Below are 15,929 nucleotides of genomic sequence, written 5' to 3' on the forward strand. Positions count from 1 at the left end.
ATAAATTCGCTGTCACACCAACAAAATATCGCTATTAGTAGAACTATTCCACTCAAAACAACAAAAGGAAGTTCGACCATGAAGCACCCTCGATACCTGCTGTCTGGCCTGGCGCTGTCCATGATGATCGCCAGCGGCGGCGCCCAGGCGGCCGGCCTGAGCAGCGAGCAAAAACCTTTCGGTAAAACCAACGACGGCACCGCCGTCGAACAATACATTTTGCGCAACAGCCACGGCATGCAAGCCACGGTGATTACCTACGGCGGCGTCTTGCAGTCGCTGAAAGTGCCGGACAAACACGGCAAGGTCGACGATGTGGTGCTGGGCTTTGACGACATGCAAGGCTATCAGAGCGGTACGGCATTCTTTGGCGCGACCATCGGCCGCTTTGGCAACCGCCTCGCCGGTGGCGCCTTTGAACTCGACGGCAAGCGCTTCCAGGTGCCGCTCAACGATGGCCCCAACTCGCTGCATGGCGGCGCGCAGGGCTTCGACAAGCAGGTGTGGAAGGCCGAGACGGTCAAGGACAAAGACTCAGTCGGCGTGAAGCTGAGCTACCTGTCCAAGGACGGCGAGATGGGTTTCCCCGGTAATCTGAAAACCGAGGTCACATACCGCCTCAACGACAAGAACGAACTGCACATCGACTACACCGCCACCACCGATAAACCTACGGTGCTCAACCTCACCAACCACAGTTACTTCAACCTGGCCGGTGCAGGCAATGGCGACATTCTCAAGCAAGTCGCGACCTTGCACGCCAGTCATTACACGCCAGTGAATGCCACCCTGATTCCTACCGGCGAACTGGCGCCCGTCAAGGGCACGCCGATGGACTTCCTGAAACCGACGCCGATCGGCCAGCACATCAAGGAGGATCATCCGCAGCTCAAATTTGCCGAGCCAAAGCAAGGTGGGTTTGACTTCAACTGGGCGCTGGACACCAAGGGGGACGTGAAGCAACTCGCCGCCGAGGTGCATGACCCAGAGTCAGGCCGGCGTTTGCAGCTCTACACCAGCGAACCGGGCGTGCAGTTCTATACCAGCAACTTCCTTGATGGTTCGGTGAAGGGTAAAGGCGGCAAGACTTACCTGCACTGGAGTGGGTTTACCTTGGAGACCCAGCACTTTCCGGATGCACCTAACCAACCAAACTTCGCCTCAACTCGCCTGAACCCAGGACAGACCTACACCCAGAACACCGTCTTCAAATTCTCCGCCGATTAAAACTGTGGGAGGGGGCTTGCTCCCGATGGCGGTGTGTCAGAGACAAATGTGCAGACTGACACTCCGCAATCGGGAGCAAGCCCCCTCCCACAGTTTGAGCTTCACGTGGCGAGGGATCAGCGTTGTTTCATGCGGTCGATGACCACCGCCAGTAGCAGGATCGAACCGCGGATTACGTATTGATAAAACGTGTCGATGTTCTTCAGGTTCATTGCGTTCTCGATGATCGCCAGGATCAATACCCCCGCGATCACATGGCGGATCATGCCAATCCCACCACTCAACGACACCCCGCCCAGTACACAGGCCGAGATCACCGTCAGCTCAAAACCCTGCCCGATCATCGGCTGGCCTGAGGTCATGCGCGACGCAAGGATCACCCCGGCCAACGCGCCGATCAAACCGTGCACGGCGAAGATCAGGATCTTGGTGCGGTCAACGTTCACCCCTGCCAGCAACGCCGCTTCCGGGTTGCCGCCGATGGCCATGGTGTTGCGCCCGTAGGTGGTGTAGTTCAGCAGCCAGCCGAAAAACACAAAGCACACGATGGTGATCAAAATCGGCACCGGCACGCCGAACAACTGGCCGTTGCCGAACACAAAGAACTGCTCCTGGGACACGCCAACTGCCTTGCCGTCGGCAAAGATGTAGGCCAGGCCTCGCACGATCTGCATCGTGGCCAAGGTGGTGATCAACGCATTGACCCGCAGCTTGGCGATGACGATGCCGTTGATCAGCCCGACGATCAGGCCCATCAGCAGCGCGGCGCCGATGCCGAGCATGACGCTCTCGGTGTCGCGCATCACAATCGCCGCCACCACGCCGGCACAGGCGATCACCGAGCCCACCGACAAGTCGAAGTGCCCCGACGCCAGGCAGAACAGCATGGTGCACGCAGCGATGCCCACGGTGGAAATCGCCAGGCCCAGGCCGCGCATGTTCAGCGGTGAGAGGAAGTTGTCGATCAGCAAGGCGCACAGCACAAAGATGCTCACCGCCGCCAACAGCATCGCCCAGTTGTCGAGCAGTGCGCGCAGGTCGAAGGGTTTGCGTGCGGTGGGCAACGCGTTGTTTTGAGTGTTCATGGTCGTCTCTCAGTTCGTCACGCGGCGCGGCAGGGCCAGCTGCAGCAGGTTGGATTCGGTGGCGTTTTCACGGGTTTGTTCACCGCGCAGGGCGCCTTCGCACAGCACCAGGATGCGGTCGGAAATACCCATGACTTCCATCAAGTCGCTGGACACTACGATCACCGCAATGCCGCTGGCCGCCAGGTTATGGATGATCTGGTAGATCTCCGACTTGGCGCCGATGTCGATGCCCCGCGTCGGTTCATCCAACAGCAAGACCTTCATCGGCATCGACAGCCAGCGCCCCAAAATGGCCTTCTGCTGATTGCCGCCGGACAGGTACATGATTTTCTGTTGCGCATCCGGGGTTTTGACTTTCATCGCCTTGATTTGCTGGTCGGCGTTGCCTTTCTCCCAGGGCTCGCGCAGCAACCAGCCGAACGAGGAATGGGCACCACGGGCGCTGATATTGATGTTCTCGGCGACGCTGGAAAGCGGAATGATGCCTTCCTTTTTGCGGTCCTCGGGACACAGCAACACACCGGCGGCGATGGCGTCGCGCGGGGAACGCAGTTGCAGCGCCTCTCCACAGAGTTCAAGGCTGCCAGCGCTGCTGCGTTCCAACCCGCTGAGCAAACGAAACAGCTCCGTGCGCCCTGCCCCGACCAGTCCGAACAAGCCAAGAATCTCGCCCTTGCGCACGTCGAAACTGATCGGCTCACGCAGGCCAGGCCCCAGCAACCCGTCGACCTTGAGTGCGACCTCGCCATGCTCTCGCGGGCGGTAGTCGTAAATATCCTGAATGTCGCGACCGACCATGCAGGTCACCAACTGGTCGTGGCTGAGCGCACTCATATCATCAAAGGTGCGCACGTAACGCCCGTCTTTGAACACCGTCACGGCATTGCAAATCCGGAACACCTCTTCCATGCGGTGCGACACGTACAGCACCACTTTGCCCTCATCCCGCAGGCGCGTGATGATCGCCATCAAACGGTCGATCTCCCGCGCCGACAGGCTGCTGGTCGGTTCGTCGAACGCGATCACATGGGCGCCACGGGACAGCGCCTTGGCGATTTCCACCAGTTGGCGCTGGCCCAGGGACAAGCGCCCGAGCTTTTCTTCAGGATCGATTTCATCGGCCAGACCCTTGAGGCACGCCAGGGCCTGCTTGCGCAGCAGGCTCCGGTTGACCACGCCGAAGCGCGACGGCAGGTGCCCAAGGAAAAGGTTCTCGGCCACGGTCATTTCCGGCACCAGGTGCAGCTCCTGGTGGATCACCGCGACGCCGCTGGCGATGCTGTCCGCAGCGCATTTGAACGCCATGGTCTGCTCGCCGATCTGCACCGTGCCGCTGCTGGGAATGTAGGCGCCGCCGAGGATTTTCAGCAGCGTCGACTTGCCCGCGCCGTTCTCGCCCATCAAGGCATGCACCTGCCCGGGCTGGGCGCTGAAGCTGATGCCGTCCAGCGCCTTGACCCCGGGAAAGGTTTTGCCGATACCCTCAAACCGCAGGGCCGCCGCACTCATTTCCACAGCCCGATCTTGGTCAGTTCTTCCTGGAAGTTGGCGCGGGTGATCAGGGTGACTTCATCCATCGCGGTGTACTTCGGTGGCTCGGTACCTTTGGTGACCCACTCGTACATCATCAGCGCCGTGTTGTAGCCCTCGATATGCGGGCTTGGCAGCATGGAGCCGAAGAAGCCGCTGTCGGCTTTTTTCAGTTCGCCGATGGCGTCGGTGCCATTGATGCCGATGCCAATCACGTTGGCCGCCTTGAAGCCTGCGCTTTCGGTAGCGCGCACGCCGCCAAGCACGGTGTTGTCGTTCATGCCGCCGATGATCAGGTTTTTCGCACCACTGGGCAGCTTGACCAGCGCGGAGTTGGTGGCGTCCATGCTGCCAGGGACGTCGAGGGTTTTCAGTGCGGCGGTGAGGATGTGGTCTTTCGGAATGCCGGCTTCTTCAAGGGATTTGATCGAGCCGTCGGTGCGTTTTTTACCGGTGTCGAGTTCGTTGAAGGTGTTGATCACCGCGTAGGTGTCCTTCCAGTCCCAGCCACGTTTTTTCGCTTCGGCAGCCATGGCGGCGCCTTGTTTCTGACCGACTTCAAAAGCGGCCATGCCCAGGTACGGCACGTCCTCCATGAAGTTGCCTTTGGCATCGACGAAGCGGTCATCCACGGCCATGACTTTCAAGCCATTGAGCTTGGCCTTGGCCACGATGGCTGGGCCAAGGGACACGTCCGGCGGGCAGATCACAAAGCCCTTGGCACCGTTGGCGGCCAGGCTGTCGATGGCGGAGAGGGTTTTCTCACCATCGGGCACGGCGATTTTGATCACGGTGAAACCGTGTTCCTTGCCGGCTTTTTCGGCGAAGGCCCATTCAGTCTGGAACCAGGGTTCTTCGGCTTGTTTAACCAGGAAGCCGATCTTCACTTCTTCGGCGGATGCGAGGCTGCTGAGGCTGCTTAAAGCAACGGCGGCGGCAAGGACGCGTAGGGCTTTTTTCATGAACGACACCTCTTGTTGTTGTTTTTGAGTCTTGGGGTTTAACCGGCAAAGCGATGGCACGGTTTGCCAGGGACATCGACTTCGATAGCCAGCACCGCACCATCCAGAGGGTGATCCAACGGGCTGGCGGCACTGGTGATGTACAGCGTGGTGAGGTTGGGCCCACCGAATACACAACTGGTGGGACGGCTGACGGGCAGTTCGATGATGCGATCCACCTCGCCATCAGGCGTCAGGCGCAGCAGGCAACTGCCGTCCCAACGGGCATTCCAGATGTAGCCTTCGGCATCCATCGCCGAGCCATCCGGCCCGCCGCGTGCGTGTGGACCGAACCACACCTGTGCCGGTTCGAGCTGACCGTCGGGCTGGATGACATGCCGATAGAGCGTGCCATCCATGCTGTCGCCAAAATGCACCTGGCTGCCGTCCTCACTCCACAGCAACGTGTTGGGAATGCCCAGGCCGCTCAGCAGAGGCGCGACCTGCCCATCGACATCAATGCGAAACAAGCCACCTGAACGCCGCGTAATCGGCAGGTCTTCGCCCTGCTCACCGATGTTGTTCTGCATGGTGCCCAGCCACAGCCGGCCTTGGGCATCGCAGCGCGCTTCATTGCCACGGTTGCCCGGTTGCGGGTCGGCCACGCACAGCAGGGTCAAGGCTTCGGTGACCAGGTCCAGGCGGTAGACACCGCTGCTCAAGGTCACCAACGCATCGCCGCTTTCACACGGGATAAAGGCCGAGACATGCTCGGGCAACTGCCAGATCTGCAATTGCCCGCCCATCAGGCGCAAGGCCTGTTTGCCGGCGATATTGACCCAATACAGCGCCTGGGTGGGCGCGTCCCAGAATGGGCCTTCGCCCAATTGCGCACGGTGTGCAGTGACGGCCTTACACGACATGAAACCTCCGGATTCCTTACAGCGAATCGCGCGATGGCGTGCCATCGACCAAGCGCTGGATACGCAACGGGTTAGCGTTTTTCAACGCGTCGGGCAGCAGGCTATCAGGGTAGTTCTGGAAGCACACCGGGCGCAGGAAACGGTCGATGGCCAAGGTGCCGACCGACGTGCCACGGGCATCGGACGTGGCCGGGTACGGGCCGCCATGCACCATCGAGTCGCAGACTTCCACGCCGGTCGGGTAGCCGTTGAGCAGGATGCGCCCAACCTTCTGTTCCAGCAGCGGCGTGAGCTCGGCGAACTGTTGAAAATCCGCCGGCTCGCCAATGATCGTGGCCGTCAGTTGACCGTGCAGGCCGTGCAACGCCGCACTGAGTTGGGCTTGATCAGCCACTTCGATAAACACCGTGGTGGGGCCGAAGACTTCTTCTTGCAGCACTTCATCACCATCGAGCAACAGGCGCACATCGGCCTTGAACAACTGCGGTTGCGCCTGATTACCGGCCTGGGTGCTGCCGGCCAAATGCTGAATGCCAGGGTGTGACAGGAGTTTTTCCAGGCCCTTGCCATAGCTGCTCAAGGTACCGGCGTTGAGCATGGTTTGCGCCGGTTGTTCGCCGATCAATTGCGCCACCTGTTGGGTGAACGCGGTGAATTCCGGCGATGCAATACCGATCACCAGGCCGGGGTTGGTGCAGAACTGGCCGCAGCCTTGTACGACCGACGCGGTGAGGTCACGGGCGACGGTCTCGGCCCGCGCCTGCAAGGCCTGGGGCAAGACAATCACCGGGTTGATGCTCGACATTTCGGCAAACACCGGGATCGGTTGCGGGCGCGCCGCGGCCATATCGCAGAGGGCACGACCGCCCTTGAGCGAGCCGGTAAAGCCTACCGCCTGGATCGCCGGGTGCTTGACCAGCGCCTCACCGACGCCACCGCCGAAGATCATGTTGAACACGCCAGCTGGCATCTCGGTGGCCTCGGCCGCGCGGATGATTGCATTGGCTACCTGTTCAGCCGTCGCCATGTGGCCGCTGTGGGCTTTGAACACCACCGGGCAACCGGCTGCCAGCGCGGCGGCGGTGTCGCCGCCTGCCGTGGAGAATGCCAGGGGGAAATTGCTCGCACCGAACACCGCCACCGGGCCGAGGCCGATGCGGTATTGACGCAGGTCAGGACGCGGCAGTGGTTGGCGATCCGGCAGGGCTTTGTCGATGCGGGCACCGTAGAAATCACCGCGACGCAACACCGTGGCAAACAGGCGCATCTGCCCGCTGGTACGCCCGCGCTCGCCCTTGATACGGGCGGCAGGCAATGCGGTTTCGCGGCAGACCAACTCAACGAAGTTATCGCTCAGCGCATCCAACTCATCGGCGATCGCATCCAGGAACTGCGCGCGACGTGCGGCGCTCAAGGCCCGGTACGCCGGATAAGCCTGCGCGGCGGCCTGGGCGGCGGCGTCGACTTCCTGCGGCGTGGCCTGGTAGAAATCCTGGGGCAAGGCTTCGCCGGTGGTGGCGTCGACGCTTTGCAGCTTCACACTGCCGTTGGCGCTGCGCTGGCCGCCGATAAAGTTGTGGCCGAGAAACTGGGTCATGTGGGTCTCCTTAAAGGGTGATGACATTGCCGGGTTCGAACGCTGCATCGACGCTGCCGACACTGTTGATCAACGGCGCGCCGAACTCAGCTTGGCTGATCTCGAACACATCCCCCGGTTGGGTACGTATACCGTCGGCGAATGACAAGGTGGCGGTGCCGAAGAAATGAATGTGCACATCGCCCGGCTTGAGGAATTGGCTGTATTTGAAGTGGTGGTATTCGAGGTTTTCCAGGCTGTGGCACATATTGGCCTCGCCACTGAGGAATTCGTTCCGCCAGATTTCCTCGCCGTTACGCAGGATGCGGCTGGTGCCAGCCAGGTGCTGGGGCAATTCGCCGACACGCAGTTCCGGGCCGTAGCTGCAACTGCGCAGTTTGGAATGGGCCAGGTACAGGTAGTTCTTGCGCTCCATTACATGGTCAGAAAACTCGTTGCCCACCGCGAAACCCAGGCGGTAGGGTTTACCGTCGTGGCCGATCACGTAGAGGCCGCCGATCTCCGGTTCTTCACCGGCATCTTCGGCAAACGGTGGCACCGGGAAGGCTTGGCCTGGGCGCACCACAATGCTGCCGTCGCCCTTGTAGAACCACTCCGGCTGCACGCCGGCCTCACCGGCGGCGGGCTTGCCGCCCTCCACGCCCCACTTGAAGATGCGCATGGTGTCGGTCAGGGCGCTGTCGTCACCGCCCTGGTGCATTTTGTCCCGCGCCGAGGCGCTGCCCAAGTGGGTCAGGCCGGTGCCGCTGATCAGCATGTGGGCCGGGTCCGGGTGATCCAGAGGCGGCAGGATTTTTTGTTCGGCCAGCAAGGCGGCGTAGTCGTGGCTGTCGCCCAGGCCGAGGCTGTCCACCTGCTGCTGCAACTTGACGCCCGCTTCGATGGCGGCCAAGGCTAGCTCACGCACGCTATGGGCGCTGCGCACTTCACGCAGTTGCTTGCCTTCCACTACGCCAACGCGGCGCTCGCCATTATTGAGTTCGAACTGCACTAAACGCATGAAGGTTCTCCTAGATTAAGTACGTGTGGCGCCACGGGCGCTGGCGGCGAACTGGTCGACGGGCAGCACGTGCTTGCGCTCCAGCAGGCGATAGACCACGCCGGTCAGCACCAGCCCGAACACCATCACACCGGACAGGAAGTACAAGCCCGAGGCCAGGTTGCCGGTGTATTCCTTGAGCGCACCAATCACGAACGGGCCGATATAGCCGCCGAGGTTGCCCACGGAGTTGATCAAGGCAATGCCGGCCGCCGCACTGGCGCCGGCGAAGAAGCGGCCCGGCAAGGTCCAGAACACCGCCGTACAAGAGAACATCGCGAACGCAGCCAGGCACAGCGCCGCCATTTGCAGCACCGGCACACTCAGCCAGGCGCTGAAGAATAGGCCGATCGCACCCAGCACATAGAGCACGGCGAGGTGGCCATAACGGTCATTCAAGCGGTCGGAACTGCGCGGGATAATCAGCAAACCGATGATGCCGAAGATATACGGCACCGCCGATATGAAGCCGGTGGTGAGATCGCTGCCGCCGAACTGCTTGATCAACGTGGGCAGCCACAAGCCCAGGCCGTAGATGCTCAGGGTCACCGGCAGGTAGAACAGCGCCAGCAGCAACACGCGCTTGTCTTTGAGCGCATGTAATGGATTGCCGTGGCGGGTCTGACCGTAGGCTTGCAGGTCTTTGTTCAGTTCGTCGGTCAACCAGGTTTTTTCGGCGTCGGTCATCCACTTGACCTGCTTGGGACCATCCGGCAGATAACGCAGCACCGGCCAGGTCAGCAGGATCGCCGGGGTGCCGATCACGATAAACAGCCACTGCCAGCCGTGCAGGCCGAGGATGCCGTCCATACCCAGCAGGCCGCCGGACACGGGGCCGGTGATCATCATCGCGATGGGCTGCGAGAGGATAAACAACCCAAGGATCTTGCCGCGATGGCGAACCGGGAACCATTGGGTGATGTAGTACAGCACGCCCGGGAAGAACCCGGCTTCGGCCGCACCGAGCAGAAAGCGCATCACATAGAAGCTGTGAGGCCCCTGCACGAACGCCATGCCGATGGTGATGGTGCCCCAGGTGATCATGATGCGGGCGAACCAGCGCCGCGCGCCGAAGCGGTCGAGCATCAGGTTGCTGGGAATCTCGAACAGGAAGTAGCCAATGAAGAACAACCCAGCACCCAGGCCATAAGCCGCATCACCGATGCCGACGTCGGCGCCCATGTGCAACTTGGCAAAGCCCACGGCGGAACGGTCCACGTAGGCGATCAGGTACAGCAAGATCAGGAAGGGAATCAGTTTCAGCGTGATGCGCCGGATTAGCCGCAATTCCTCGCTCATGGGGTCGATCTCCGATTGTTGTTCTTATAGGAATCGGGGATGCCTCTCGCAGAAAATCCGCCAGGGTCATACCTCAGTTAAGCCAGACTATATAGTAGGACTATTTGCAAAACAACTCTTCCAAAGCGAACATTTTGCGCTTATGTTTAGCCGCAGAGAGAACATATAGTCATACAATAAGAGAATCGATCATGTCTGATAAAAAGCCCGGCCTACGCTCTGCCCAGTGGTTTGGTACCGCCGACAAAAACGGCTTCATGTACCGCAGCTGGATGAAGAATCAGGGCATTGCCGACCATCAGTTCCATGGCAAGCCGATCATCGGTATCTGCAATACCTGGTCGGAGCTGACCCCGTGCAACGCGCATTTCCGCCAGATCGCCGAGCACGTCAAACGCGGTGTGATCGAGGCCGGTGGCTTCCCGGTGGAATTCCCGGTGTTCTCCAATGGCGAATCCAACCTGCGCCCCACTGCCATGCTGACGCGCAACCTGGCGAGCATGGACGTGGAGGAAGCCATTCGCGGCAACCCGATTGATGGTGTGGTGCTGCTGACCGGCTGCGACAAGACCACCCCGGCCCTGCTGATGGGCGCCGCCAGTTGCGACGTGCCGGCCATCGTGGTCACCGGCGGGCCGATGCTCAACGGCAAGCACAAGGGCCAGGACATCGGCTCGGGCACCGTGGTGTGGCAGCTCAGTGAACAGGTCAAGGCCGGCACCATTACCCTGGACGACTTCCTTGCGGCCGAAGGCGGCATGTCGCGCTCGGCGGGTACCTGCAACACCATGGGCACCGCGTCGACCATGGCCTGCATGGCCGAGGCACTGGGCACTTCCCTGCCCCACAACGCGGCGATTCCGGCAGTGGATGCGCGGCGCTATGTGCTGGCGCACATGTCGGGCATGCGCGCGGTGGAGATGGTGCGCGAAGACTTGAAGCTGTCGAAGATCCTTACCAAGGAGGCGTTTGAAAACGCTATTCGCGTGAACGCGGCCATCGGTGGTTCGACCAACGCGGTGATTCACCTCAAAGCCATCGCCGGGCGCATCGGCGTCGAGTTGGACCTGGACGACTGGACCCGCATGGGTCGTGGCATGCCGACCATCGTCGACTTGCAGCCGTCCGGGCGCTTTCTAATGGAAGAGTTCTACTACGCCGGCGGCCTGCCTGCCGTGTTGCGCCGCCTCGGCGAAGCCAACCTGATCCCGCACCCGAACGCCTTGACCGTGAACGGCAAGTCCCTGGGCGAGAACACCAAGGACTCGCCGATCTACGGCCAGGACGAAGTGATCCGTACCCTGGATAACCCGATCCGCGCCGACGGCGGTATCTGCGTGCTGCGCGGCAACCTCGCCCCGCTCGGCGCAGTGCTCAAGCCGTCAGCCGCCAGCCCGGAGCTGATGCAGCATCGCGGTCGTGCGGTGGTGTTCGAGAATTTCGACATGTACAAGGCGCGCATCAACGATCCGGAGCTGGACGTGGACGCTAACTCGATCCTGGTCATGAAAAACTGCGGGCCCAAGGGTTACCCGGGCATGGCCGAGGTCGGCAACATGGGCTTGCCGGCCAAGCTGCTGGCCCAGGGCGTGACCGATATGGTGCGTATTTCCGATGCGCGCATGAGCGGCACGGCGTACGGCACGGTGGTGTTGCACGTCGCGCCGGAAGCAGCAGCGGGCGGGCCGTTGGCCACGGTGAAGGAAGGCGACTGGATCGAACTGGACTGCGCCAACGGCCGCTTGCACCTGGACATCCCCGATGCAGAGCTGGCGGCGCGCATGGCAGACCTGGCGCCACCGGAAAAACTCATCGTCGGCGGCTACCGCCAGCTGTACATCGACCATGTGTTGCAGGCAGACCAAGGCTGCGACTTTGACTTCCTGGTGGGCTGCCGGGGGGCGGAAGTCCCGCGTCATTCCCACTAATTGGGATGCTATGATGCCGCGTCTTTAAGCCAGAGCCTCCCCGTCGTTATGGATCACCAGCCGCCCAAGCCGCGCAAGAGCATGCATGCCCAGATCGTTCAGGACTTGGGCATGCACATCGTTTCCGGTCGCTTCAAGCCGGAAGAAAGACTGCCCATGGAGGCCACGCTCTGCGAGGAGTACAAGGTCAGCCGCTCGGTGCTGCGCGAGGCGACCCGGGTGCTCAGCGCCAAGGGCCTGGTGTATTCCAAACCACGGGTGGGCGCCGTGGTGCGGCCGCGCTTGAAGTGGCACCTGCTCGACCCGGATGTGTTGTCCTGGCTGATGCAATCCACGCCCCACAGCGAATTCTTCAATACCCTGGCCGGCGTGCGGCGCATCCTCGAACCGGAAATCGCCGCCATGGCCGCCACGACGGCGACCGATAACGACATCGCCACCATCGAAAAAGCCTACCAGGGCATGGAAACCGCGAAGACCCACGAAGACCTGTTGCAGGCCGACCTGGACTTCCACCGCGCCATTGCCGACGCCACGCGCAACGACTTGCTCGCCTATATGTGCAACATGCTGTCGTTGCCGTTGCGCGAGTCGATCAACATTACCAACCGTCGCCCGGACATCCAGGGCCTGAGCCTGCCCCGGCACAAGGCGATTCTCACCGCGATCCAGAACCGCGATGCGCTGGGTGCACGGCATGCCTCACTGGTGCAGTTGGATGACACGCGGGTGGCGTTGGATACGGTGATGAATGTGCTGACGCCGCTGTGAGGTAAACGCAATCAAATGTGGGAGGGGGCTTGCCCCCGATGGCGGTGGGTCAGCTGCAAATAAGCCAGCTGTTACACCGCTATCGGGGGCAAGCCCCCTCCCACATTGAAGCTGTGCAGGCCTTTACAGGGTGTAAGCGATACCGACCTGCACAGTGCGGGGTGCGCCTGGGTAGGCGTAGACATTGCCGAATGCGCCCTCTTCATACTCGCGGTTGAACAGGTTCTTTACATCCAGGTTCAGTCGTACCTTGTCATTGACCTTGTAGTAGCCCAGCAGGTCCACAACGGTGTAGGCGTCCATCGAGAACGCCGTATTGGCGGTCTGGCCGGCACGCTGGTCGACATACTTGCCACCCGCGCCCAGGCCCAGGCCTTTGAGGGCGCCGTCCTGGAATTCGTAGACGTTAAGCAGGCTGAAGCTGTTGCGGGGGATGTTCAGCAGGCGCGTGCCGGAGCGAATGGTGTTGTCCTTGGTGACTTCGGCATCCACGTAGGCGTAACCGCCGATCACGCGCCACTCGGGGGTGATATTGCCCGCCACATTCAGGTCGAAACCACGGCTACGGACTTGGCCAGCGGCGACGCTGAAGGTTGAGTCGATAGGGTCGGTGGTGAGGACGTTTTTCTTCTCGATCTGGTAGATCGCCGCGTCGACGCTCAGTTGACGGTCCAAGGCTTCCCATTTGACGCCCATCTCATAGGACTTGCCCTTTTCCGGCTCAAACCCGCCACCTTGGCGAGCTGCGCCAGTGTTCGGCTTGAACGAACGTGCGGCGTCAGCGTAGACCGCGACGGTATCGGTAAGGTCGTAGATCACGCCCACACGTGGGGTGACGGCGTTATCAGCGGCTTGCCAAGGTTTAACCCCGGTCACATAGCTTTCGTAGTCATGCTCAAAACGCTCAAAACGCGCACCGGCCAAGACTTTCAGGCGCTCGGTGAGGGCCACTTGGTCCTGCACAAAGGCTGCGTAGGTCTTGAGGTTTTCTTTATCGTGGGTCGGTGTTCGCGTCAGCGGTGGGCGTGCCTGGCCGTAAACGGGGTCAAAGATATCGATCGGGTAAGTGCCCTCGGTGGCGCTGGAACGCTGGATGATCGACTTGTAGTCGTAATCCTCATACTCGATGCCGGTCAGCAGGGTGTGCTCGAAACCACCGGTGGTGAAATGCCCGGTGAGGTTGAGTTGGTAGTCCTTGTCGGTCCACTCCAGCTTGCGATAGTTGAAGTTGCGTTGCAGCGTGCGGCCATCGGCGCTCAGGCCGTTGGCTTCAATGGCGTTGCCCTGCAAGGTGCCGTCCAGCCACTGGAAACCGCCGCCCAGGGTCCAGTTTTCGTTGAGCAGGTGTTCGAAGCGCAACTGCGCCATGCTGTTGTCGTTGTGCAATTTGCCGACGTCTTTATCGCCCCAGAAGGTATCGCGCGACGCGTTGCCTTTTTGGGTGGGATAGCGCGTCAGGCCACGGTCCAGCGGGTGGTTGTTACGCATGAAGTCGCCTTCGAAGATCACCTTGGTGTCGTCGGTGGCTTGCCAGGTGATGACAGGCGTCACGCCGTAGCGTTCGGTTTCCACATGGTCCCGGAAGGTGTCGCCGCCCTCGCCCACCACGTTCAGGCGATAAGCGAGGCGACCTTCTTCATCCAACGGGCCGGAGGCATCCAGGGTGCCGCGTTTCATGCCTTGATCATTCAACTGGCTGCCCAGGGTCACGGTACGCTCTGCCAGCGGCTGTTTGGACACCACGTTGAACGTGCCGCCTGGATCGCCACGGCCATACAGCATGGTTGCGGGACCGCGCAGTACTTCGAGGCGTTCGATGGTGTTGGCGTCCGGCATGTTCGGGTAGCCGCGGTTGATCGGGAAACCGTTGCGGTAGAACTCGCCAGTGGTAAAGCCGCGCACGGTGAAGGTGGTCAGGCCCTGGCCGCCGAAGTTGTTGGCGCGGCCGACGCCGCCGGCATAGTCGAGGGCATCCTGCAGGCGGGTGGCGCCAATGTCTTCGACCACATCCTTGGACACCACGCTGATGGACTGCGGTGTTTCATGAATCGACGTGTCGGTGCGCGTCGCGCTGGCTGAGCGTGTGGCGTGGTAGCCCTTGACCGGCCCCTGAGCTGTTTCATAGTCCGCCGTGCCCGTCACAGTGGTCGCTTGCAACTCCAGACTGGTTTGCTCGGTGGGCGCCACTTCTGCCCAGGTGAACGGGGAAAACGCCTGCAACACACAGATGGAAATCAGGGTACGACGCATGGATGTTGGACCTAGTGAATGAGCCAGATGGGACGGCAAACCTGCCAAGAATTCGCGGCGCATGGTATATCAACGCATTCTCGTTTGACATCCATTCTCATTCGTTATTTTTTACGTATCCACTTTGTATCAATACTCAGATAAAAAAAAGCCACTCGATTGAGTGGCTCCATAAACCGCTTGGCTCGCCTCAGCGATAGCGTTCCAACCAATGCGCATACGGCGCTGGCAAGGTCCAGGAGGACTTATCCACGCCCAGCTCTTTGGCGGCAAAGTACGCCCAATGCGGGTCTGCCAGGTGCGCGCGGCCCACTGAGACCAGGTCCAGATGCCCTGCCTGCAACGCGCCTTCTGCCAATTGTGGCGTACCAAAACCCCACGCCGAGGTCACCGGGATACCGGCTTCGCGGCGCACGCGTTCGGCAATCGGGCCCATAAAGGCCGGGCCCCACGGGATGTTGGTGTCGGGGATGGTGAAACCGACGCTGACGCTCAGCAGGTCCAAGCCACCGGCTTTGAAATTACGCGCCAGTTCGATGGATTCGGTGAGGGTTTGCTCGTCACGACCGTCGTATTCGATCACACCGAAACGCGCGGTCAGCGGCAGGTTTTCCGGCCAGACTTCACGCACGGCGGCCAGGGTTTCCAGGAGGAAACGGCTGCGGTTGTCGAAGCTGCCACCGTAGGCATCGGTACGTTGGTTGGAATGCTCGGAGAAAAAGCTTTGGGCCAGGTAACCGTGGGCGAAGTGCAGTTCGATCCACTCGAAACCGGCGTCACGGGCGCGACGGGCGGCGTCGACGAAATCCTGTTTAACGCGAGCGATGTCGTCCAGGGTCATGACGCGCGGCACATTGGGCAGGTTGGCACCGAAGGCGATGGCCGACGGCGCAATAGTTTCCCAACTGCGTGCGTCGGAAGCCGGAATGTGGTCATCCCCTTCCCATGGACGGTTGGCACTGGCTTTACGCCCGGCGTGGGCAATCTGAATGCCGGGCACTGAACCTGCGGCCTTGATCGCCTTGACCATCGGCACGAACGCCTGAGCATGTGCATCGCTCCAGATGCCGGCACAGCCCGGAGTGATGCGGCCTTCAGGCGCAACGGCAGTGGCCTCGACCACTAACAAACCGGCACCGCCACGGGCCATGCCGGCCAGGTGCACGTGGTGCCAGTCGTTGACGATGCCGTCTTCGGCCATGTATTGGCACATTGGCGGGATGGCGATGCGATTGCGCAGGGTTACGTCTTTGAGTTTGAAGGGTTCGAACAGAGCGGACATGGGAACTCCAGCAGCGAGTGAGTGATTCGATAGTTCGATGGTAATCGAACTATG

The 15,929-nt window shown here is 61.1% G+C and carries 12 protein-coding genes; 3 read left to right on the forward strand and 9 right to left on the reverse strand.

From position 1 onward, the window contains the following. Positions 1–78: 78 nt before the first annotated feature. The gene (locus ACKZ62_RS17905) at positions 79–1,227 is read left to right on the forward strand and encodes an aldose epimerase family protein (RefSeq protein ID WP_447095611.1); all 1,149 of its coding nucleotides are present in this window, start codon (positions 79–81) and stop codon (positions 1,225–1,227) included. A gap of 116 nt (positions 1,228–1,343) precedes the next feature. Here the strand turns inward: ACKZ62_RS17905 and araH are convergent, their stop codons facing one another. From araH to ACKZ62_RS17940, 7 genes are read right to left on the reverse strand one after another with little or no spacing between them, the layout of a single operon-like run. Beyond that, positions 1,344–2,312 carry an L-arabinose ABC transporter permease AraH gene (gene araH / locus ACKZ62_RS17910; RefSeq protein WP_122681215.1) on the reverse strand — a complete coding sequence of 323 codons (969 nt, stop codon included), beginning with the start codon at positions 2,310–2,312 and terminating at the stop codon, positions 1,344–1,346. A gap of 9 nt (positions 2,313–2,321) precedes the next feature. Next, a complete protein-coding gene (gene araG / locus ACKZ62_RS17915; protein ID WP_122681216.1) occupies positions 2,322–3,824 on the reverse strand; it encodes an L-arabinose ABC transporter ATP-binding protein AraG in 1,503 nt (500 codons plus the stop codon). Then, complete coding sequence (locus ACKZ62_RS17920) at positions 3,821–4,807, reverse strand: substrate-binding domain-containing protein (protein WP_095186531.1); 987 nt, start codon at positions 4,805–4,807, stop codon at positions 3,821–3,823. Before ACKZ62_RS17920 ends, araG begins: the two co-directional genes overlap by 4 nt. A 38-nt stretch (positions 4,808–4,845) precedes the next feature. Beyond that, the gene (locus tag ACKZ62_RS17925) at positions 4,846–5,709 is read right to left on the reverse strand and encodes an SMP-30/gluconolactonase/LRE family protein (protein WP_122753803.1); all 864 of its coding nucleotides are present in this window, start codon (positions 5,707–5,709) and stop codon (positions 4,846–4,848) included. Between the two features lie 16 nt (positions 5,710–5,725). Then, positions 5,726–7,306, reverse strand: coding sequence for an aldehyde dehydrogenase (NADP(+)) (locus ACKZ62_RS17930; protein ID WP_442117942.1), 1,581 nt, complete (start codon positions 7,304–7,306; stop codon positions 5,726–5,728). A gap of 10 nt (positions 7,307–7,316) precedes the next feature. Further along, positions 7,317–8,306, reverse strand: coding sequence for an AraD1 family protein (gene araD1, locus ACKZ62_RS17935; RefSeq protein WP_032885422.1), 990 nt, complete (start codon positions 8,304–8,306; stop codon positions 7,317–7,319). A gap of 15 nt (positions 8,307–8,321) precedes the next feature. After that, positions 8,322–9,644 carry an MFS transporter gene (locus ACKZ62_RS17940; RefSeq protein WP_032885423.1) on the reverse strand — a complete coding sequence of 441 codons (1,323 nt, stop codon included), beginning with the start codon at positions 9,642–9,644 and terminating at the stop codon, positions 8,322–8,324. A 191-nt stretch (positions 9,645–9,835) separates the two neighbouring features. Between ACKZ62_RS17940 and ACKZ62_RS17945 the strand changes: the two genes are divergently transcribed. Then, on the forward strand, positions 9,836–11,572 hold the full coding sequence (locus ACKZ62_RS17945) for an IlvD/Edd family dehydratase (RefSeq protein WP_032885424.1): 1,737 nt from the start codon (positions 9,836–9,838) through the stop codon (positions 11,570–11,572). Between the two features lie 48 nt (positions 11,573–11,620). After that, positions 11,621–12,343, forward strand: coding sequence for a FadR/GntR family transcriptional regulator (locus ACKZ62_RS17950; RefSeq protein ID WP_447095612.1), 723 nt, complete (start codon positions 11,621–11,623; stop codon positions 12,341–12,343). Positions 12,344–12,466: 123 nt separating this feature from the next. On the opposite strand, the gene ACKZ62_RS17955 is transcribed toward ACKZ62_RS17950, so the two are convergent. Next, on the reverse strand, positions 12,467–14,593 hold the full coding sequence (locus ACKZ62_RS17955) for a TonB-dependent siderophore receptor (protein WP_447095613.1): 2,127 nt from the start codon (positions 14,591–14,593) through the stop codon (positions 12,467–12,469). A gap of 190 nt (positions 14,594–14,783) precedes the next feature. Then, complete coding sequence (locus ACKZ62_RS17960) at positions 14,784–15,875, reverse strand: NADH:flavin oxidoreductase/NADH oxidase (protein WP_447095614.1); 1,092 nt, start codon at positions 15,873–15,875, stop codon at positions 14,784–14,786. Positions 15,876–15,929 lie beyond the last annotated feature (54 nt).

This window comes from Pseudomonas sivasensis (assembly GCF_052938085.1).